This window comes from Variovorax paradoxus (genome assembly GCF_009755665.1).
GTDB lineage: Bacteria > Pseudomonadota > Gammaproteobacteria > Burkholderiales > Burkholderiaceae_C > Variovorax > Variovorax paradoxus_G.
Genome location: NZ_CP046622.1, coordinates 3022870 through 3043486, shown reverse-complemented (window position 1 = coordinate 3043486; position 20617 = coordinate 3022870). Strand labels below are relative to the sequence as shown.

The 20617-nt window shown below is 66.9% G+C and carries 20 protein-coding genes; 12 read left to right on the top strand and 8 right to left on the bottom strand.

The window, feature by feature from the left end; genetic code table 11:
- The first annotated feature begins 1 nt into the window (after position 1).
- From GOQ09_RS14030 to GOQ09_RS14010, 5 genes are read left to right on the top strand one after another with little or no spacing between them, the layout of a single operon-like run.
- Positions 2–700 carry an ankyrin repeat domain-containing protein gene (locus GOQ09_RS14030; RefSeq protein ID WP_157616711.1) on the top strand — a complete coding sequence of 233 codons (699 nt, stop codon included), beginning with the start codon at positions 2–4 and terminating at the stop codon, positions 698–700.
- Positions 701–746: 46 nt separating this feature from the next.
- On the top strand, positions 747–1391 hold the full coding sequence (locus tag GOQ09_RS14025; protein WP_157613955.1) for an FMN-binding negative transcriptional regulator: 645 nt from the start codon (positions 747–749) through the stop codon (positions 1389–1391).
- Positions 1392–1398: 7 nt separating this feature from the next.
- The gene (locus GOQ09_RS14020) at positions 1399–1629 is read left to right on the top strand and encodes a hypothetical protein (RefSeq protein WP_431769273.1); all 231 of its coding nucleotides are present in this window, start codon (positions 1399–1401) and stop codon (positions 1627–1629) included.
- Complete coding sequence (gene tadA / locus GOQ09_RS14015) at positions 1619–2737, top strand: tRNA adenosine(34) deaminase TadA (RefSeq protein WP_157613953.1); 1119 nt, start codon at positions 1619–1621, stop codon at positions 2735–2737. The genes GOQ09_RS14020 and tadA overlap by 11 nt, the downstream gene beginning before the upstream one ends.
- A complete protein-coding gene (locus tag GOQ09_RS14010; protein ID WP_157613952.1) occupies positions 2734–3675 on the top strand; it encodes an LD-carboxypeptidase in 942 nt (313 codons plus the stop codon). The genes tadA and GOQ09_RS14010 overlap by 4 nt, the downstream gene beginning before the upstream one ends.
- Positions 3676–3694: 19 nt before the next feature.
- Here the strand turns inward: GOQ09_RS14010 and GOQ09_RS14005 are convergent, their stop codons facing one another.
- Complete coding sequence (locus GOQ09_RS14005; RefSeq protein WP_242630839.1) at positions 3695–3937, bottom strand: hypothetical protein; 243 nt, start codon at positions 3935–3937, stop codon at positions 3695–3697.
- A 393-nt stretch (positions 3938–4330) separates the two neighbouring features.
- Between GOQ09_RS14005 and GOQ09_RS14000 the strand changes: the two genes are divergently transcribed.
- Positions 4331–5278: an adenylate/guanylate cyclase domain-containing protein gene (locus GOQ09_RS14000; RefSeq protein ID WP_157613950.1), complete on the top strand. Its 948-nt coding sequence runs from the start codon at positions 4331–4333 to the stop codon at positions 5276–5278.
- A 4-nt stretch (positions 5279–5282) separates the two neighbouring features.
- On the opposite strand, the gene GOQ09_RS13995 is transcribed toward GOQ09_RS14000, so the two are convergent.
- From GOQ09_RS13995 to GOQ09_RS13975, 5 genes are all read right to left on the bottom strand, one after another.
- Entirely contained in the window at positions 5283–5642 is a 360-nt protein-coding gene (locus tag GOQ09_RS13995) for a response regulator (RefSeq protein WP_157613949.1), read from the bottom strand.
- A gap of 76 nt (positions 5643–5718) precedes the next feature.
- Positions 5719–6939, bottom strand: a complete 1221-nt coding sequence (locus GOQ09_RS13990; RefSeq protein WP_157613948.1) for a hybrid sensor histidine kinase/response regulator — start codon at positions 6937–6939, stop codon at positions 5719–5721.
- Positions 6929–7534, bottom strand: a complete 606-nt coding sequence (locus GOQ09_RS13985) for a chemotaxis protein CheB (RefSeq protein ID WP_157613947.1) — start codon at positions 7532–7534, stop codon at positions 6929–6931. Before GOQ09_RS13985 ends, GOQ09_RS13990 begins: the two co-directional genes overlap by 11 nt.
- The gene (locus tag GOQ09_RS13980; protein ID WP_165442143.1) at positions 7531–8313 is read right to left on the bottom strand and encodes a CheR family methyltransferase; all 783 of its coding nucleotides are present in this window, start codon (positions 8311–8313) and stop codon (positions 7531–7533) included. The genes GOQ09_RS13985 and GOQ09_RS13980 overlap by 4 nt, the downstream gene beginning before the upstream one ends.
- An 80-nt stretch (positions 8314–8393) precedes the next feature.
- Entirely contained in the window at positions 8394–11891 is a 3498-nt protein-coding gene (locus GOQ09_RS13975) for a response regulator (protein ID WP_157613946.1), read from the bottom strand.
- A 212-nt stretch (positions 11892–12103) separates the two neighbouring features.
- On the opposite strand from GOQ09_RS13975, the gene GOQ09_RS13970 reads away from it, so the two are divergent.
- Positions 12104–14392, top strand: coding sequence for a helicase C-terminal domain-containing protein (locus GOQ09_RS13970; RefSeq protein WP_207309967.1), 2289 nt, complete (start codon positions 12104–12106; stop codon positions 14390–14392).
- Positions 14379–14987 carry an alpha-ketoglutarate-dependent dioxygenase AlkB gene (locus GOQ09_RS13965; protein WP_157613945.1) on the top strand — a complete coding sequence of 203 codons (609 nt, stop codon included), beginning with the start codon at positions 14379–14381 and terminating at the stop codon, positions 14985–14987. The genes GOQ09_RS13970 and GOQ09_RS13965 overlap by 14 nt, the downstream gene beginning before the upstream one ends.
- An 18-nt stretch (positions 14988–15005) precedes the next feature.
- Here GOQ09_RS13965 and GOQ09_RS13960 read toward each other — a convergent pair whose 3' ends face one another.
- Complete coding sequence (locus tag GOQ09_RS13960) at positions 15006–15701, bottom strand: UdgX family uracil-DNA binding protein (RefSeq protein WP_157613944.1); 696 nt, start codon at positions 15699–15701, stop codon at positions 15006–15008.
- A 42-nt stretch (positions 15702–15743) separates the two neighbouring features.
- Positions 15744–15932 carry a hypothetical protein gene (locus GOQ09_RS13955; protein ID WP_157613943.1) on the bottom strand — a complete coding sequence of 63 codons (189 nt, stop codon included), beginning with the start codon at positions 15930–15932 and terminating at the stop codon, positions 15744–15746.
- 29 nt (positions 15933–15961) lie between these two features.
- On the opposite strand from GOQ09_RS13955, the gene GOQ09_RS13950 reads away from it, so the two are divergent.
- From GOQ09_RS13950 to bioD, 4 genes are all read left to right on the top strand, one after another.
- Entirely contained in the window at positions 15962–16966 is a 1005-nt protein-coding gene (locus tag GOQ09_RS13950) for an NmrA family NAD(P)-binding protein (RefSeq protein ID WP_242630838.1), read from the top strand.
- Positions 16967–17286: 320 nt separating this feature from the next.
- On the top strand, positions 17287–18684 hold the full coding sequence (gene bioA / locus GOQ09_RS13945; RefSeq protein ID WP_157613941.1) for an adenosylmethionine--8-amino-7-oxononanoate transaminase: 1398 nt from the start codon (positions 17287–17289) through the stop codon (positions 18682–18684).
- The gene (locus GOQ09_RS13940) at positions 18668–19897 is read left to right on the top strand and encodes an 8-amino-7-oxononanoate synthase (protein WP_157613940.1); all 1230 of its coding nucleotides are present in this window, start codon (positions 18668–18670) and stop codon (positions 19895–19897) included. The genes bioA and GOQ09_RS13940 overlap by 17 nt, the downstream gene beginning before the upstream one ends.
- The gene (bioD, locus tag GOQ09_RS13935) at positions 19894–20616 is read left to right on the top strand and encodes a dethiobiotin synthase (protein ID WP_207309858.1); all 723 of its coding nucleotides are present in this window, start codon (positions 19894–19896) and stop codon (positions 20614–20616) included. The genes GOQ09_RS13940 and bioD overlap by 4 nt, the downstream gene beginning before the upstream one ends.
- Position 20617 lies beyond the last annotated feature (1 nt).

Below are 20617 nucleotides of genomic sequence, written 5' to 3'. Positions count from 1 at the left end.
GATGATGAAGCGCGGCATCTGGTCCGGGGCACTGGCGGTCGCGCTCGGCGCGGGCGCGGCGCTTGCCGCGCATGCCCAGGTGCCGCCGCAAGCGGCCGAGGTGCTGGCCTATGAAGGGCTGCACCGGGCCGCCTGGCACGGCGACCTGCCAAAACTCAAAAGCCTGATTGCTACCGGCACCAACCTGGACGCACGCGATGCGCGGGGGCGCACGCCTTTGCACGTGGCCACCCATGCGCGGCAGCGCGAAGCGGTGAAGCTGCTCGCCAAGGCCGGCGCGAAGCTCAACGCGCTCGAAGACGATCGCTACGACGCGGTCACCATTGCGTCGGTGGCCGACGACGCTCCGACACTCGCGCTGTTGCTGTCGCTCGGCGCCAGTGCAAAGCAGGTGACGAGCCGCTACGACGGCACCGCGCTCATCGCCGCGGCGCACCTGGGCCATGACGAGGTGGTGCGACAACTGATCGCAGCCGGCGCGCCGCTCGACCATGTCAACAACCTGCACTGGACGGCGGCAATCGAAGCCGTCGTACTCGGCGACGGCGGTCCGCGCCACCAGCGCACGCTTGCAGCGCTGGTCGATGCCGGTGCCAACCTGCAGCTGGCCGACCGCCAGGGCAACACACCGCTGCAGCTTGCCAAGGCCCGCGGCTACACCGCGATGGTGAAGCTGCTGGAGGCGCCGCGCGCAAGATAAGGGCGGCTCGGGGGACAATCGGGCCTCTCCACGAGGAAACCGCCCCATGTACATGCCCCCGCAGTTCAACGCCAAGGACCCGGCCATTGCGCTGGAGTTGATGCGTGCGCACCCGTTCGCCAGCCTGATCTCCAACGACGACGAAGGGCTGCCGTTTGTCACGCACCTGCCCATCGTGGCCGAGCAGCGCGAAGGCGACGAGCTCGTGCTGCTGGGTCATTGCGCCAAGCCGAACCCGCACTGGCGATACCTGCAGGCGCGGCCGCAGGCGGTCGTCACTTTCATGGGGCCGCATTCGTACCTGTCGCCTTCGGTCTACCCCGACCTGGCACGGGTGCCCACCTGGAACTACCTGGCGGTGCACTGCACCGTCGAGGCCCGGCTGATCGAAGAACCCGCCGCGAAGGACGCGCTGCTCAAGAAGCTCATCGGCGATCACGAGCCCGGCTATGCGCAGCAGTGGCGCGACTTGGGCGAGGAGTTCCAGCTCAAGATGCTGGCCGGCATCGTCGGCTTCGAAATGCGGGTAACCGCGCTGCAGTGCAAGCTCAAGCTCAACCAGCACCGCCGCGAATCGCATGCCGCCATGCGCGCCGTCTACAGCGCCGGCACGCCGGACGAGAAGGCGCTCGCGGTGTGGATGGAGCGCCTTGGCATGACGGGCGAAGCCACTGCGGTGCAAGGAGCCTGAGATGCGCATGTTCGGATTGCTCGGCCTGGTGCTCGCGTTGGTGATCGTCGGGCTGATCGCCAAAAAGCAGTTGACGACCACCGCGGCCCCGGCATTGCCAACGGTGCCGGGCGCTGCATCGCCCGCGCCGGGGCAAGCGCCTGCCGCTGCGCGCGCGCAGGTGCAGCAGGTGCAGACCCAGGTCAACCAGGCGCTCGACGCCGCTGCGCAAGCGCGCAAGATGCCGGATGACAACTGAGCCCCTACAGCCTTTGCAGACAGGCGACGCGCACTGGATGGCGCTGGCGCTGGCCGAGGCGCGCCGGGCCGCCGAAGCCGGCGAGGTGCCCGTGGGTGCGGTGCTGGTGAAGAACGGCCAGGTCATCGCCACGGGCCGCAACACGCCGGTGGCGCAGCACGACCCGAGCGCGCATGCCGAGATCAACGCGCTGCGTGCCGCGGCGGCTGCACTTGGCAACTACCGGCTCGACGGCTGCGAGCTCTTCGTGACCCTCGAGCCGTGTGCCATGTGCGCGGGCGCCATGTTGCACGCGCGGCTCGCGCGCGTGGTGTTCGGCGCGGCCGATCTTAAGACCGGCGCGGCCGGCTCGGTGGTCGATCTTTTTGCGGAGCCCCGGCTGAACCATCGCACCCAGGTGCAGGGCGACGTGCTCGCCGCTGAATGCAGCGCCGTGCTCCAGCAGTTCTTCAAGGAGCGGCGCGATGCGGCGCGCGAACAGGCCGAGCCGTTGCGCGACGATGCACTGCGCACGCCGGCCGAGCGCTTCGATGCGCTGGAGGGCTACGCTTTCGAGCCGCGCTACATCCACGACCTGCCCAGCCTGCGAGGCTGGCGCATGCACTACATAGACGAAGGCGAAGGCCCGAGCGACGCGCAGACGGCCTGTTGCCTGTGCCTGCACGGCCCCGGCGAATGGGGCTACTTCTTTCGCCATCTCGTGGGTGCGCCGGGGCTGCGCACGCTGGTGCCAGACCTCATCGGCTTTGGCAAAAGCGACAAGCCCAAGCGCGAAGCGGTGCACACGCCCGAATGGCACTGCCAGGTGCTGAGCGAATGGCTCGACCGCATGCAGCCCGGGCCGATGGTGCTGGTGCACAGCGCCGCGGGCGCCGGGCTCGCGACTTTGCTGCAGGCTGCAAGGCCCGAGCGGTTCACGGCCATGCTCCTTGCACCCGATGCCGGCGAGCCGGTGGGCAATGCATGGCGCGCGCCATTCCCGGACCGCGGCTACCAGGCCGCGCTGCGCGCGCTCGGCCCCATGGCGTCGTCTTCGGGTCCGGATGCGCAGCAGGCCGCGTCGCTCGCACAGAAGGCTCGCAACGCAATGGGATACTCGGCGGCGTGACCAAACACATCTATATCTATTCCCCCTCCAGCGCGATTCGCGACAAGGCCGCTTTCCGACGCGGCGTCGCAAGGCTCAAGGCCCTTGGCTATGAAGTCGAACTCGACGAGGCCGCGCTTGCAGTGCACCAGCGTTTTGCGGGCGACGACGCGACACGGCTCGCCTCGATCAGCCGCGCCGCCGCCAGCGGTGCCGACATTGCCTTGATTGCGCGCGGCGGCTACGGCCTCACGCGCATCCTCGACGCGATCCCCTACAAGGCCGTGGCCAAGGCGATCCAGCGCGGGACCGAATTCGTGGGCCTGAGCGACTTCACGGCCTTGCAAAATGCGCTGTTCGTCAAGACCGGCGCCGTCACCTGGGCCGGCCCTGCGGTGGGCGAAGATTTTGGCGCCGAGGGCGGCGCCGACGACATCATGGAAGCCTGCTTCGACGACCTCGCGAGTGGGCAGGGCGAAGGCACAGGCTGGCGCATGCCGGTGCGCGACGCCGGGCTGAAGCTCAAGCCCGTGCACGACGCCACCCTGTGGGGCGGCAACCTTTGCGTGCTGACCAGCCTGCTCGGAACGCCTTATTTCCCGCAGGTGGACAAGGGCGTGCTCTTCATCGAAGACACCAACGAGCATCCGTACCGCATCGAGCGCATGCTCGACCAGTTGCGCATGGCCGGGGTGCTGGCAAAGCAGCGCGCCATCGTGTTCGGCCAGTTCACCGGCATGCGCAAGGTGCCCGGCTACGACCGCGGGTTTGGCTTCGATTCAGTGGTCGACAGGTTGCGCGCAAGGCTCAAGGTGCCGGTGCTCATGGGGCTGCCCTTCGGGCACGTGCAAACCAAGGTGCTGCTGCCCGTGGGTGCCAAGGTGGAGCTTGCCGCCGAAGGGCGGGATGTCTTCATGGTCTGGGGCCACCGCCACGCGCACGACGACCACGCGCATTGAGCAGCGGATGCCAGCGCCGTTATTGGTGCTGCGTAAAGCGCTGGTGCACGCGCGGGCTCATCGAGCCCGGCAGTCCGCCCTCGAACATGCTGTTGATGGCCTTCATCTGGCGGCGGGCGGCGGCTTCGCCGTCGATGGCGCTCAGCGCCACCATCACGTCCTGACGCAAATACCAGAGCGACTCGACATCGGTCGCAAACCGGACGCGCTGCGCAACGCGCTGTACCGAATGGCCGCCGTGCGCCTGGAGCACCGAAAGCATGGCCGAGCGGATTCTTCCCAACTGGTTTTCTCCCATCCGGGGAGACCCGAGACCGGGAATTCCGAAGAAGCGAAAAAAGCGACGAAAAGTCAGCATGAGGACTAAAAGCGTATTGCCGGAAGCAAGGACGGTTGCTACCTTAAGCCTCAGTCACACGATTAACAAGTTCTGAAACAGTGTTTCTTGTTTGTAAACAACAAACTTTACGCTTCAGTTGAAGTGATCGTTGGCGTTTGTCTACGAAAGTTGTAAAAATTAATGTCATCTTGCGAGCGGCCTAACAAGTTCAGAACGCAGAAATGGGGTTAACAGGTTCGTCCCGAGCGTCGATCCGCCAACTGGCCGTTAATGTGTGGGCATCAGCAACTGTTGCCATCGAGTCCTCTCAACAGCATGGATGCCAATTCCACAGTCGTTTTCGCTGACCTGACCGGGAGCTCCCGGGTCTTTGAAGCCATGGGAAATGCGCGCGCCACCGAAACGGTGACGCGGCTCACCCAATGGATCGGCAGTATTTGCCAGGCGCACGGGGGCAGGGTGGTCAAGTCGCTGGGCGACGGCGTTTTTGCCATCTTCTCGCACGCCGCCGCAGCCACGCATGCCGTCATCGAGCTGCAGCGCTACCACCAGAAGCGCCTGGTGGCTTGGCCGGCGCCGCTGCGCATGGCCCTGCAGATCGGCGTGGCAAGCGGCGAAGTGCTCGAGGTCGAGGGCGACTGCTTCGGCGATGCGGTCAACCTGGCCTCGCGGCTCAGCGACCTGGCGGGACCGGGGCAGATCTGGGCCACCGACGCCGTGATTTCGCAGTTGCGCGAGGTCGGCGTGCGGCATCGCGACCTGGGCCTCATCACCATTCGCGGGCGCAGCGAAATGTCGGCGGTCCATCGCATCGACTGGCAGGAGGAGGTGACCTCGTTCCTGACCGTGCCGGCCGCGCTCATGCCCATGCGCCTGCCCGATTCGTCGTTCGGGCAGATCGAGCTCGCTTGGCTGGACGTGCGCTCCATGTTCCGCACCGAAGAGTTGCCGATCCACCTGGGCCGTGTGAACGACGCGCAGTTCGTGGTCACCGATCCGCGCGTCTCGCGGCTGCACGCGCGCATCGAGCTGCGGCAGGGCAGTTGCGTGCTGACCGATCTCAGCACGTACGGCACCTGGGTGCGGTTTCACGGCAACGGCGGTCCGAGCAACGAGATCGCTCTGCGGCGCGAAGAGTGCGTGCTGCACGGCAGCGGAGAGATCGGCCTGGGCGCATCGCTGAGCGATTTCACCGCGCCGACCATCGCCTTCAAGACGGCCGGTACGGAAATGCTGCTGTCGCCCCGCGCCCCCCGGCGCTGAGAGCTCACTGCGGCGCCGACAGAATCGCGGTGAGCTGGCCGATGTCGATCGGCTTTTGAAGATGGTGGTCGAACAGGTCCCGTGCCGCGGCGCCGGCCGCGTCTTCCACCGAGAAGCCCGATATGGCCACCAGGAGCCGTGGCGCACCTTCCGCGAACTCCGTGCGCAGCCGACGCGCCACCTCGGTGCCGGGAAAATCGGGCAGGGTAAGGTCGATGAGCGCCGCATCGAAGCGCTCTGCCTTTGCCGCATCCATGGCCTGCTGCGCCGTGTAGGTGCAGCGGGCGGTATGGTCCTGCAAGGTCAGCAGTTCCTGCAGGAGGTCTGCGGCGGCCTGGTTGTCGTCGACGATCAGCACATTCACGGTGGCACGCTTTCAATCAGCTAAGGCGAACCATGCAGTATCCCGGCCAATCGCAAAGCGTGCAGTAGGAAGGCGCCTACGCCTCCGCTTGCGCCACTGTCCTGGCAACGGCCTCCAGCGGCAGTTCGACCCGGAACAGCGCCCCTTCGCCCGGCGTGCTCTCCACCTCGATGCAGCCGTTGTGCAGGCACACGATCTTGCGCGTGATGTAGAGGCCCAGGCCCAATCCCGACGCATGCTTGCGGCTGTCGTCCGTGCGCTCGAACTGCTCGAAGATGCGTTCCTGGTCTTCGGGTGCAATGCCGATGCCTTGGTCGCGCACGGTGATGCGCGCGGTGCCGCCAACCTGGGCGAGCACCATCTCGACGGGCTTGCCGCGGCCGTAGCGCAGTGCGTTGGTCAGCAGGTTGGTCAGCACCTGTTCGATGCGGAACTCGTCCCACACGCCCCGAAGCTCGCGCGGCGCTTCGAGCGCGATCTTCGAGCCCGCGGCCTCCGCCTGCTGGCGCAGGCCCTCCACCACGGTCCGTGCAAGGGCGGCCAGGTCCACCGGCTTGGGCTGTATGGACAGCGCGTCGCGCCGCATGCGCGTCACGTCGAGCATGTCGTCGATCAGCCGCACCATGTTGCGAATCTGCCGCTGGTCGCGTTCGATCATCGAGGGCAGCCGGTCCGCGGCAAAGGACTCCAGGTTGCCCTTGGCCACATGAAGCTGCCGCAGTTGGGTTTCGAGGTAAAGAGTGTTGAGCGGCGTGCGCAGCTCGTGCGAAACCATCGACATGAAGTCGTCGCGCATTTGCACCGCGCGTTCGAGTTCGCGCTGCGTATGCCGCAGCTGCTGCACCAGTTCTTCCTGCTTGTGGTTGGCGGCCGCTAGCTTTTCCATCTCCTGGCCGAGCGCCTTGCGGTGGCGGTGCAGGTCGACGAACACGTTGACCTTGCTCGTGACCGCATGCGGATCGAGTGGCTTGTGCAAGAAGTCGACCGCGCCGCTCTCGTAGCCCTGGAATGCATAGTTGAGTTCGCGGCCCGCCGCGCTCACGAAGATGATGGGAATGTGCCGGGTGCGCTCGGTGCCGCGCATGAGCTCGGCCAGTTCGAAGCCGTTCATGCCCGGCATCTGAACGTCAAGAATCGCGAGCGCAAACTCGTGGTCGAGCAGCAGCGCAAGCGCTTCTTCGGCCGAAGTCGCGCGGAACACCGCGCGCCCCGGGCCGCGAATCAGGGCTTCGAGCGCAAGAAGGTTTTCGGGCAGGTCATCGACGATCAGCAGCTTGCTTTGGACGTCAATGGGCATGGGTGGACTCCAGTTGCAAGAGCAATGCGCGAAGCTCGCGCAGGGGCAGCACATGATCGGGGGAATGCAAGGCAATGGCCGCTTGGGGCATGACGGAAATCTGGGCTTCGTTGGGGTCCTGAACGGCTGTAATACCACCGGCTTGCTGGATGCGTCGGAGTCCTTCGGCGCCGTCCTCGTTCGCGCCGGTCAGCAGCATGCCGGCGAGAGCGGGGCCGTACGCGTCGGCGGCGGAGGCCATCAGCACGTCGATGGAGGGGCGCGAGAAGTGCACTGGCGGCTCGCAGCTGAGTGAAAACCGCCGGTCGCGCTCGATCGACAGGTGATAGCCCGGCGGTGCGAAGTACACATGCCCAGACGCAAGCGGCATCTTGTCCGCAGCCTCGTGCACGGGCAGGTGCAGGCGATCGGAAAAGATCTCGGCCAAGTGGCTTTCGTGGTTTTCGGGCACGTGCAGCACGATCACGACAGGCAAGCTCCACAATGCCGGGAGCCCATTCAGCAGCGTGAACAACGCCTCGATGCCGCCGGCGGATGCGCCGAGCACCACGGCCTCGACGCGCCGGCCCGGGGTTTGGGGTGCGGTCAGCTTCATGTGGCCTTGCGGTAGATGCGCTCCGGCTTCGAATGCGCATCGAAACGCTGCGAATAACTCGAGAAGTCGATGCTCTCTTTCGAGCCCAGTCCCAGAAAGCCGCGGTGGCAGAGCGACTCATGAAAGAGGCCCAGCGCGCGATCTTGCAGCTCGCGGTTGAAATAGATGAGCACATTGCGGCAAGACACCAGCTGCGTTTCGGCAAACACGCTGTCCGTTGCCAGGCTGTGGTCGGCAAAGATGACGTCGGCGCACAGCGAAGGGTCGAAGCGGGCGGCCTCGTAGGCGGCCGTGTAGTAGTCGGAGAAAGAACTCCGTCCGCCCGCGCGCTGGTAATTGGCCGTGTACCCGCGAACCGCCTCGATCGGAAAGATGCCTTGCCGCGCCTTTTCGAGCGAAGCCGGGTTGATGTCCGTCGCATAGATCTGCGTGCGCGAGAGCAGGCCTTCTTCGCGCAGCAGGATGGCGAGCGAAAACACCTCTTCGCCCGTGCTGCAGCCCGCCACCCATACCTTCACGGAGGGGTAGGTGTGCAGGATGGGCACCACATGCTGGCGCAGCGCCAGAAAGTAGGCCGGATCGCGGAACATCTCGCTCACGGGAATCGTGAGGTACTGCAGCAGCCGGCCGAACAGTGCCGGGTCGCGCAGCACTTTTTCCTGCAGCGCCGAAATGCTCGGAAGCCCGAGCTGTGCCAGCGCATGCAGCACGCGCCGCTTTTGCGACGCCACGGTGTAGTTGCGAAAGTCGTAGCTGTACTTGAGGTAGATGGCTTCCATCAGCAGCCGCAGCTCGATCTCCGTGTTGCTCAACGGGGAGGGCAGGGAGGACGGCGGCGGCGAAGGCGCGGCGGAGGAGGTCACAGCCGCTCCATTTTCGGCAACCACACGCGCAAGAGCGAGAACAGGCGCTCCAAATCCACAGGCTTGGCCAGGTAGTCGCTGGCGCCGGCGGCCAGGCACTGCTCGCGATCGTCCTTCATGGCCTTGGCGGTAATCGCAATCACGGGCAGCTTGTCGAAACTCGGGTTGGCGCGCAGGCGTCGCGTGGCCTCCAGGCCGTCCATCTCCGGCATCATCACGTCCATGAGCACCAGGTCGATCTCGCGCACCTGGGCGAGTTTTTCGAGCGCCTCGCGGCCGTTGCGGCCGATCTCGACCGCGGCGCCGCGCTGCTCCAGCGCGCTCGTCAGCGCGAAGATGTTGCGCACGTCGTCGTCCACCAGCAGGATGGTGCGCCCCTCGAAGATGCGGTCGCGCCCGCGCACGGCCTTGAGCATGCCCTGGCGTTCGCTGGAGAGCTCGGCTTCCACCTTGTGCAGGAACAGCGTCACCTCGTCGAGCAGCCGCTCCGGCGACCGGGCGCCCTTGATGATGATCGAGCGCGAGTACCGTTGCAGCTCGGCCTCTTCGTCGCGCGTGAGGTTGCGGCCGGTGTAGACGATCACGGGCGGGAACGAGACGATTTCCTCGGCTGCCATCTGCTTGAGCAGCTCGCTGCCCTGCATGTCGGGCAGGTGCAGGTCGGTGATCATGCAGTCGAACACGCGCTTGCGCAGAAGCTCGAGCGCTTCTTCGCCGGAGCCCACGGCAATGATCTCGATGTCTTCGTCCCCGATGAGCCGGATCACGCTCTCGCGCTGCAGCGCGTCGTCTTCGACCAGCAGCACGGTCTTGACCTTCTGCGTGAGCTTTTCTTCGAGGCGGGTGAACACCTGCATCAGTTCGGCGCGGGTGGCCGGCTTCTGTGCGTAGCCGATGGCGCCCATGTGCAGCGCGGCGGCCTGCGCATTGTCGGCGGCAGACACCACATGAATCGGAATGTGGCGCGTCTTCGGCGAATCCTTCAGGCGCTGCAGCACGTCCAGCCCGGTGCTGTCGGGCAGGCGCATGTCGAGCAGGATCGCGTCGGGCACAAATTGCTGGGCCAGCTCGAAACCGTCCGCGGCGCCATGCGCCACCAGGCAGCGGTAGCCGAGCTCGTGCGCCAGGTCGTAGAGGATGTGCGCGAACTGCGGCTCGTCCTCGATCACGAGTACCCGGCGCACCTGGTCGCGCGGCAGCTCGCGGTCGTCGGCAAAAAGCGGCGGCGGCACGGCGCCCGCGGGCGCCGGCAGCGCATGCCCGGTGAAAGAGGTGAGCATGGTCGAAGACGGGGCCTGCGCCGCAGCCGGTGTGGCCGGAACCGGGGCTGGAGCCGGCGCTTCCAGGCCTTGCGGCGCCACGGCCGGCAATTGCAGCGTGAAGGTGCTGCCCTGGCCGGGCTGGCTTTGTACCGCGAGCGTGCCGCCCAGCAGCCGCGTGAGGTCGCGCGAAATTGAAAGGCCCAGGCCCGTGCCGCCATAGCGGCGGCTGGTGGTGCCGTCGGCCTGGTGGAAGGCTTCGAAAATCAGCGCTTGCTGATCGGGTGCAATGCCGATGCCCGAATCGGAAACCGCGAAGACCGCACCGCCGTCCGGCGCGGCGGAAACCACCAGCGCCACCTCCCCGCTGTCGGTGAACTTGACCGCATTGGAGAGCAGGTTCTTCAAAATCTGTTCGACCCGGTGCCGGTCGGTCACCAGCAGGGGCGGCGTGCCTGGGCGCATCTCCTGCCGGAAGGCCAACCGCTTTTCGGAGGCCAGCGGCTTGAAGGTGCTTTCCAGGCTTTGCGCGAGTTTGTCGAGCGCGACGTTCTCGACCACGATCTCCAGCTTGCCCGCCTCGACCTTGGAGATGTCGAGGATGTCGTTGATGAGCGTCAGCAGGTCGTTGCCAGACGAATAGATCGACTCGGCGAACTTCACCTGCTCGGGGCTCAGGTTGCCTTGCGGGTTGTCGCCGAGCAGCTTGGCCAGGATGAGCGCACTGTTGAGCGGCGTGCGCAGTTCGTGCGACATGTTCGCCAGAAACTCCGATTTGTAGCGGCTCGCCCGCTGCAATTCGTCGGCGCGGTCTTCCAGGTCGCGCTGCACGCGGCGCAGGGCGGCGTTGCGCTGGTCCAGCGCCTCGGTGCGCTCCGAAAGCTGGCTGTTGGTCTGCTCCAGCTCGGCCTGCTGGTTCTCCAGCATGGCCTGAGATGCCCGCAGCGCGCGCGACTGTTCCTCGAGCTCCTCGTTGGCGGTGCGCAGTTCTTCCTGCTGCACCTGCAGCTCTTCGTTGAGCTGCTGCGTTTCGGCCAGCGCGTCCTGCAGCTGCTCGCGGTAGCGGGCCGCGGCCAGTGAATCGCCGATGTCTTCGCCCACCAGGTCGAGCAGTTCGTTGGCGCGCGAATCGGGAGCGGCCGGAAGGCCGAGCTCGACCACGCCGTTCACCACGCCGTTGCTCGACACGGGTATCAGCAGTACGGCCGAAGGCGCCATATCGCCCAGGCCCGAATTGACCTTGAGGTAGTCGGCCTGGATCGGCTCGATGAGCAAGCGGCGCCGTTCCGCCGCAGCGTGGCCGAGCAGGCTCTGGGTCGGCGAAAAAACCTGCGGCGAAGCCTCGGCCTCCATCGAGAAGCCGTAGCTCGCCGCCCGGCGCAGCGTGCCGTCCCGCTCGCGAACATACAGCGCACCCACCGCGCTGCCCAGGTGCCGCGAGCAAAAGGCCAGGACCTTGCGGCCAAGGTCGTTGGCGCTCAGTTCGCCCACCAGTTTGCCCACCAGCTCGGTCTGTGCACCGCGCAGCCACGCCTGCTGCGCGAGCCGTTCGGCGTCCGCGGCCTGCTCTTGCAGCACCACGTCATAGCTGTTTGAAAGCCGCACCAGCTGGCGCCGGCCGAAGTACGCCACCAGGCCGGTGAAGAGCAGCGTGAACAGCAGGAACGTGCCCACCACGAGCCAGCTGGTGCGGTTGGCCTGCTCGCTGCGCTGAAAACGCAGGCCCTGTTCGGTGTCGATGAAGCCGGCGAACTCCGCCCGCATGGCATCGCTCAGCTGCTTGCCGCGGCCTTGCCGCACCGCCTGCTGGTACTCGGAGCCACCCTTGCGCGCTGCAATGAGGCCGCGTGCATATTCATTCCATTCCTGCTGGAGCGAGGCAATGCGCTCGAGCCGCTCCAGCTGCTGCCGGTTGTCCGAAACCAGCTTGCCGAGCGCGTCGATTTCGCCCTTGAACCGGGGCAGGGCGCTTTGGTACGGCTCCAGAAAGCTCTCGTCTCCGGTAATGAGAAAGCCGCGCAGGCCGGTTTCCATGTCGATGCTGCGCCGCTGCAGCTCGCTTGCGCTGCGTGTGACGCGGTCGGAGTGCTCGACCGCACCGATGGTCGACAGCAAGAAGACGATGAGGCCGACGAACACCAGTGCGCCAATGAGGCCACCCAGCAGCGGCAGTTTCAGGTTGCGGCTCAGCAGGCGGTCGAAATCATCGGGGTCGATCGCGGTCGGAGTTTTCATTCGGGCAAGATTTGTAAGCAAAACTTTTCTAGTTTTGCCCAAGTCCGAGGTCGCTTGTGTCGGAGAAGGCCCCGAGACGCTCCTGTGCGGCGATACGGTGCGCCAGCAAACGCCCGCCGTTATACTGTTGTTTCATACAGTCTATCCAAGTGGCCGCGAATCCTTCGACCAAGCTGCAGAACGGGGTGATCGATCCGCCCGGGGAGCGCACGGTGTCCGTCAAGGCCCTGTGTGCCTTCGCCGCCAAGGAGGGCGACCTCGACCTGCGTTTTGTGCCCGCGCCCAGCGCGCTCGAGGGCATGGCCGGCCATGCGCTGGTACAGGGCCGGCGCGGCGACGGCTACCAAAGCGAGGTGGCGCTGGTTTCGCACTGGGGCGCACTCAAGGTGCGCGGCCGCGCCGACGGGCATGACCCGCGCGAACGCCGCGTCGAAGAAATCAAGACCTTCCGAGGCGACTTCGATGCCATCCGCGGCAACCACCGGGCGCTGCATTGGGCACAGGCACGCACCTACGGCTGGATGCTGTGCGAAATGAACGGCTACGAGCGCATGACCGTGGCGCTGGTGTACCTCGACCTCGCCACCGGCGACGAAACCGTGCTGGAAGAGCAGCACGAACGGGCCGCTCTGCAGGCGCATTTCGAGCGCCTGTGCGCGTGCTACAGCGCGTGGGCCGAGGCAGAGGCGGCGCACCATGCCGGGCTCACCGGCGCGCTTGGCCGACTCGAATTTCCGCACGGTGCGTTCCGTGCCGGCCAGCGGGAACTGGCCGAGGCCGTGTACCGCGCCGGCGTGAACGGTCGTTGCCTGATGGCGCAGGCGCCCACCGGCATTGGCAAGACGCTGGCAACCATCTTTCCGCTCCTCAAGGCCCGGGCCGCACAAAAGATCGACAAGATCTTCTTTCTCACTGCCAAGACCTCCGGCCGCGCCGTGGCGCTGGATGCATTGCGTTTGCTCGGCAAAGACAGCGCGCAGGTGCGCGTGCTCGAACTCACCGCGCGCGAGAAGGTGTGCGAATACCCTGACCGGGCCTGCAACGGCGACTCATGTCCGCTCGCCAAGGGCTTCTACGACCGCTTGCCCGCCGCGCGGGAAGAGGCCGCGCGCACCGGCCGGCTCGACCGGCAGGCGCTGCGGCACATTGCGCTCGCGCACACGGTGTGCCCCTATTTCCTCGCGCAGGAAATGGCGCACTGGTGCGACGTGATCGTGGGCGACTACAACTACTACTTCGATGGCAGCGCCTTTCTCTTTGCCACCATGAAAGACGCCGAGTGGCGCGCGGCCGTGCTGGTCGACGAGGCGCACAACCTGCTGGAGCGCGCACGCGGCATGTACACGGCCCAGCTCGACGGGCCCGCGCTCGAAGAAGCCCACCGCGCGGCGCCCGCCGCGGTGCGCGGCCCGCTCGCCCGGCTCTACCGCGAGTGGGACACCGTGCAGCAATCGCAGGCCGAGCCGTATGACGTCGTCGACGAGGTGCCCGAGCGCTTTGCACGCGCCCTGCAGGCGGCCAACATGGCCATGGGCGAGTATTTCGCCGCCACGCCCGAGGCCCTGCAGGGCCCGCTGCAGCGCTTCTTCTTCGATGCCCTGCAGTTCGCCCGGCTGGCCGAATCGTTCGACGACCATTCGGTTTTCGAGCGAACACTGGGGCCCGCGCAAGACCAGCAGCAGCGCAGCCTGGCGATCCGCAACCTGGTGCCGGCGCCGTTTCTCGAACCGCGATTTGCCGATGCTGCGTCGGTCACCTGCTTTTCAGGCACCTTGTCGCCCTTCGAGTTCTACCGCGACGCGCTCGGGCTGCCGCCGGACACTGCGTTGCTCGACGTGGCTTCGCCTTTTTGCAGCCGCCAGCTCCGGGTGGAAGTGGCCACGAACGTGTCGACCCGGTTCCGAGACCGCGCCGGATCGCTCCGCAGCGTGGCCGAAATCATTGGTGCGCAGTTCGAGCGCCTGCCGGGCAACTACCTCGCGTTCTTCAGCAGCTTCGACTACCTTGAAAAAGCCTGCGCGGCTTTCCTGGCCAGGCACCCCGGTGTGCCGGTGTGGGCGCAGACCCGCGGCATGGCCGAGGCCGAGCGGCGCGACTTCGTGGCTCGCTTCGAGGAGGGCGGGCAGGGCATCGGCTTTGCCGTGCTCGGCGGCGCGTTCGGCGAAGGCATCGACCTGCCCGGAAGCCGGCTCATCGGCGCTTTTGTCGCGAGCCTGGGCCTGCCGCAATACAACGCCCTGAACGAGATCACGCGCGAGCGCATGCAGGCGCGCTTCGGCAAAGGGTACGAGTACACCTATCTCTATCCGGGGCTGCAAAAAGTGGTGCAGGCGGCCGGCCGGGTCATTCGCACCGAACAGGACCGGGGCGTGCTGCATCTGCTGGACGACCGGTTTGCACGCGCCGAAATCCGGCAGCTGTTGCCGCCGTGGTGGGAACTGCAGCTGGGCGGCCCGGCGCGTTCCAGAGACGAACGAGGAGGCTTCGATGCGGTCCGCTAGGCGCATCCAGCTGGCCGACGAGCCCGACCTGTTCGGCGAGGTGCCGGCGGCGGCGATCGAAGGCCTGCGGTACGAGCACGAATTTCTCACGCGCGCCGAGGAACAGGAGCTGCTGCGCATCGTGCAGGGCTTCGAGCTCCGGGAGATGCGCTACAAGGAATACACCGCGCGCCGCCGCGGCATCAGCTTTGGCGGCAGCTATGACTTTGCCAACCATCGCTTGAAGCCCGGCGCCGCAATGCCGGAGGTTTTCCACCCGCTACGGGCCAGGGTGGCCGAATGGATGGGCATGGCGCCCGAGGATTTCGCCCACATGCTGGTGGCCGAATACCGGCCCGGAACGCCGCTCGGATGGCACCGCGACGTGCCTGATTTCGAAGACATCGTCGGTGTTTCGCTGCTCGGCGAGGCCGTGATGCAACTGCGGCCCTATCCACCGGCCAGCGCCACGGCACCCGCCAGCCTCGAACTGCTGATGGAGCCGCGCTCCATCTACCTGCTGCGCGGCGAAGCGCGCTGGGCATGGCAGCACGCCATTGCGCCCACCGAGACGCTGCGGTATTCGATCACCATGCGCACGCGGCGGCGCGGATGACATCGAGCGCAGGCGGGGTCAGGCAGGGGCTGTCGTTCGCGCCCTGCGCGGGGCGCGCACCGGTCGGGTCGCGGGGGCCGCACGCTTGGCAGCCTTGGCCGCAGCCGTTTTCTTCATCAGTTCCGAGGCGACTCGCAGGTCCTTGAGCCAGGCTTCCCATGCGGCCTCCCTTTGCTCGGGGTCGCCGCGCAGAAGGGCGGAGGGGTGCAGCGTCACCAGCACGCGGCGTCCGGCTGCATCTTCATGCCACTGCCCACGCTCCTTCATCACAGCTACCGGCCGGCCCAGCAGCGAGCGCGCGGCCGTGCCGCCCAAGGCAATGAAGGCGCGCGGCTGCACCAGTTCCATCTCGCTTTCGAGCCAGTGCCTGCAGGCTTCGGCCTCGCGCTGACCCGGCGTCTTGTGGATGCGGCGCTTGCCGCGAAGCTCGTATTTGAAATGCTTCACCGCATTGGTCACGTAGAGCTTCTCGCGCGACCAGCCGAGCTCGGCCACGGCGCGGTCGAACAGCTTGCCGGCAGGGCCCACGAAGGGGCGGCCCACCAGGTCTTCCTTGTCGCCCGGCTGCTCGCCCACCACCATCAACACGGCGCCGACCGGGCCTTCGCCAAAGACCGACTGCGTCGCGGGCTCTCCCAGCGGGCACTCGCGGCAGGCGTCGGTGGCGACGCTCAGCGCCTTCAGGGCGGCAGTGGCTTCGTTGCGGTGAGACACGGTCGAGACGGTGTGTGGTTCGTGGTGTTCAGCCGGCCGCCCTCAATGCGTGCCGCCGCCCCGCCGTGACTGGGTCTGGTTGCTGCTGCCGACATGGCTTTCGCGGTCGTGGCGGCTTTCGGCAGTGCGGCGTGGCTCGTTGCGAGGCGTCGGGCTCTGGTTGCCCGCCTTGTTGTGATCGGGCGGGAGCGAGCCGCGTTCATCGGGTGTATTGGGGTTTGTCTTCGTCATGAATTGCTCCTTCAAAAGAATGCGTGGACATGCATTTCTCCACGCGCCGCGGAGCCGCCGGTGTGGGAATAGACCCACGACGGGCGTCGTCCAAGCCGGGCGCCCGCGGCGGCGGTGGGCCAATAGCTTCGAGCCATGTCATTTCCTGTTTTGCAACCCTTGAAGGCGCACGCATGACTCATATCGTTTTGGGCGCGACCGGGCATGTCGGCTCGGCGCTCGTTTCTGCGCTGCTTGCCCGAGGCGAGAAAGTGACCGCGGTCACGCGCAACGGTGCGCACGCCGAAGCCTTGCGCCGGCAGGGCGCCACCATCGCGGAAGCCGACGTGTTCGACGTGCCTTCGCTGCGGCGCGTGGTGGCCGGCGGCAAGCGGCTGTTCCTTCTCAATCCGCCGGCGCCGCCCTCCACCGACACCGCTGCCGAGGAGCAAAGGAGCCTGGATTGCATTCTCGAAGCGATCGAGGGCTTGCCGCTGGAGAAGATCGTCGCCGAGTCCACCTACGGTGCGCAGCCTGGCGACCGCATCGGCGACCTCGATGTGCTCTACCGAATGGAGCAGGCGCTTGCCGCGCAGCCGGTGCCTGTGAGTGCGATTCGCGCGGCCTACTACATGAGCAACTGGGACGCCTCGCTGGAAACTGCGCAAAGCGAAGGCAAGCTGCACAGCATGTACCCGCCTGATTTCAAGCTGCCCATGGTGGCGCCGCGCGACCTTGGCGAGTTTGCGGCGCGGCTCATGCTGGGCGAAGCCCGGCCTTCCGGTCCGCACTATGTCGAGGGGCCGCAGCGCTACTCGCCAGGCGATGTTGCCGAGGCTTTTGCTCAGGCGCTCGGCCGGCGGGTGGAAGTGGTGGTAACCCCGCCCGATCAGTGGGAGCAGGCTTTCCGTTCGATGGGATTTTCAGAGGCCGGCGCACGGTCCTATTCCGCGATGACCCGCGCCACTCTCGACAAAAAGGAAGAGCCTGAAAACGCCGAAAGAGGCGCGACTTCATTGGACGAATACATCTCGGCGCTGGTGAAGAACGGGTAACGGGAAGCGGCGCTTTCGAGCCTGGCACTGCGATTTTGAAAATCAGCCAACGCGCTGTCCGATAAGCGGGGCGACAGGGGCTCGGCCGGCGGAACTCCGACAGTTCGCAACTATCTTTATCGGCCGCAAGACAACTTGCAATCCCGCCGCGCGGCGCGGTGCACGCATGATGCTTGCCTGTTGCGCGAGCTTGGTTTGAACCGGCAGGCTACATCGACCAACGCCGCTTAAACACCGTCCATCACGCATCCCGATCGGCGGTTTGCCGCCTCGGATCGCCGTCGATACGATCCCGCGCCTTGCTCCAAAGGATTACGCGGATGCCGCCAACGATTGCTCCTCACACGACGCTCGCGACGTCGAAAAACGCCAGTTGGCAACAGCGCAGCCGGCGCCACGTGTGGCATCCGTGCACGCAGAGCATCCGGCTGGAGGCGGTGCCGCCTCTGCCGATCGCGCGAGGCAAGGGCGTCTGGCTCTACGACCACGACGGCCGCCGCTACCTCGACGCCACGAGTTCGTGGTGGGTCAATCTCTTCGGCCATGCGCATCCGGCCATCAACGCCGCGCTGAAAGACCAGCTCGACACGCTCTCGCATGTGATGCTCGCAGGCTGCACGCACGCGCCAGCGGTGGAACTGGCCGAACGGCTCGCAGCACTGACCGGCCATGCGCTCGGCCATTGCTTCTACGCCTCCGACGGCGCATCGGCGGTGGAGATCGCGTTGAAGATGAGCTTTCATGCGTGGCGCAACGCGGGCCTCGGCGGCAAGCGCAACTTCGTCGCCCTGCGCAACGGCTACCACGGCGAAACGCTGGGCGCGCTGCATGTGACCGATGTGCCTGTGTTTCGCGACGCGTATGCGCCGTTGCTCGCGAATGCGCACCTCGTCGCATCGGCCGACGCACGGACCGCGCTGCCTGGCGAAGATGCGGCGGCCGTGGCACGGCGTGCCGCCGCGCAACTGGAGGCGCTGCTGGCCGAAAGCCATGCGTCGATTGCCGCCGTGATCGTCGAGCCGCTGGTGCAATGCGCCACCGGCATGGCCATGCACGACCCCGAATACCTGCGCCTGGTGCGCGCGCTGTGCGACCTCTACGGCGTGCACCTCATTGCCGACGAGATCGCGGTGGGCTGCGGGCGCACCGGCAGCTTTTTTGCCTGTGAGCAGGCCGGCATCTGGCCCGACTTTCTTTGCCTCTCAAAGGGCATCAGCGGCGGCTACCTGCCGCTGGCGCTGGTGATGACGCGCGATGCAATCTACGAAGGCTTTGTCGACGACGACGTGGCGCGCAGCTTTCTGCATTCCCATTCGTACACCGGCAACGCGCTGGCCTGCCGCGCTGCCATTGCGACGCTCGACCTGTTCGAGCAAGAGGACGCGCTGCGCCGCAACCGCGCGCGCGCCGAACGGCTCGTCGGTAGGTTGCGCGACGGGCTGCACGGCATGCCGGTCGATCACCTGCGCCAGCGCGGAATGATCACGGCCTTCGACGTGCGCGAGCCCGGTGCCCGGTTTGCCGAACGCTTTCACCTGGCCGCGCGGGCGAACGGGTTGCTGATGCGGCCGATCGGCGCCACGGTGTACCTGATGCCGCCGTATGCAATTGGCGACGGCGATATCGACTTCCTGGTCGATGCCACGCTGGCCACGCTGAGGGCGGTTGACGTTTCGGGCCGCGCGGAACAGGGAGGCCGCGATGTCGCGCTTGCTTGAACGCCTGGAGGGCGAGATTGCGGCACTCGACGCGAAGTCGCTGCGCCGCAGCCGGCAGATTGCCGAGACGGCCTGCGCACCCGAGCAAATGCTGACGCTCGCCGGCGCACAAACGCCACGCGCCATGCTCTGCTTCAGCAGCAACGACTACCTGGGCCTGGCAGCGCACCCGGCGCTGGCCGCCGCATTGGCCGAAGGCGCGGCGCGCTATGGCACGGGCAGCGGCGGGTCGCACCTGGTGCTTGGCCATTCGCGCGCGCATGCGGAGCTGGAAGAGCGGCTCGGCGACTGGATGGCGCCCTTCATTCCCGAGGCGCGCAGCCTGTTCTTCTGCACGGGCTACATGGCCAACCTTGCAGTGCTGACGGCACTTGGCGGCGCCGAAGCGGTGATTTTTTCGGAGTCGCTCAACCATGCGTCGCTGATCGATGGTGCGCGGCTGGCCAAGGCGCGGGTCGAGCGCTATCCGCATTGCGATCTTGCAGCGCTGGATGCGCAGCTCGGCGCCTGCGATGCGCCCGTCAAGCTCATCGTGAGCGATGCGGTCTTCAGCATGGACGGCAACATCGCGCCGGTGGCTGGGCTGCTTGCGCTGGCTGAGCGGCACGACGCCTGGCTGGTGCTGGACGACGCGCACGGCTTCGGCGTGCTGGGCGCCACGGGGCGCGGCGTGCTGCAGGCGGAAGGCCTGCGCTCGGAGCGGGTGGTGCTTGTGGGTACGCTCGGCAAGGCGGCCGGGGTTTCAGGCGCGTTCGTGGCGGCGCACCCGACCGTGGTCGATTACCTCGTGCAGCGAGCGCGGCCGTACATCTTCACCACCGCCGCGCCGCCGGCCATTGCGCATGCGCTGCTTGCGAGCCTCAGGCTGATCGAAAGCGAAGAGGGCGATGCGCGCCGGGCGCGCCTCAAGGTGCGCATTGCCCAATTGCGCCGCGGCCTCGGGGCCGTCTTGCCGCACGGCGGCAGCGCCTTGCTGCCGGAGTCGCCCACCGCGATCCAGCCGCTGATCGTCGGCAGCAACGCGCGCGCGATGGAAACGATGGCGCAGCTCGATGCGCGCGGCCTGCGCGTCGGCGCCATTCGCCCGCCGACCGTGCCCGCCGGCACCGCGCGCCTGCGGATCACGCTCTCGGCCAGCCACAGCGAGTCCGATGTGGCCCGGCTGGTCGATGCATTGGGCGGGGCATTGGCGCAGCCAGAGGTGCACCCATGACGCCCCGCCGCTGGTTCGTCACCGGCACCGACACGGGCGTCGGCAAGACGCTGGTCAGCAGCGCGATGCTGAGCCTGCTGGCCGCCTCGGGCCTGCGCGCGGTCGGCATGAAGCCGGTGGCCGCGGGGCTGGATCTGGTCAATGGTGCCTGGCGCAACGACGACGTCGAGCAACTGCATGCCGCAGGCAATGTCGATGCGCCGTTGGCGTTGCGTTGCCCGTACCTGCTGCGCGCGCCGATGTCGCCGCACCTGGCGGCGCGGGAGGAGGGCGTGCGCATCGAGTTGCCGCCGCTGCTCTCGGCCTTTGCGGCGCTGTCGCAGCGCGCCGACGCGGTGGTGGTCGAGGGCGTGGGCGGGTTCTGCGTGCCGTTTGGCGACGACCTCGACAGCGCCGACCTGGCCGTGGCGCTGGGCCTGCCGGTGGTCCTGGTGGTCGGGCTGCGCCTGGGATGCCTGAACCACGCGCTGCTCACGGCCGAGGCGATCCGCGTGCGCGGCCTCATGCTGGCGGGCTGGGTCGCGAGCATCGTCGAACCGAAAATGCTCGCGCCCGAGGCCAACCTGCAGACCTTGCGCGGCCGGCTCGGGGCGCCGTTGCTCGGCGTGGTGCCGCACCTGGCGGAGGCGTCCGCGGCAGGCGCCGCGCGGCATCTCGATCTGCGCGCATTGCGCGCTACCGGCGCCTACCTGGCGCGGCGTGCTGCCGCGCTCGCCTGAT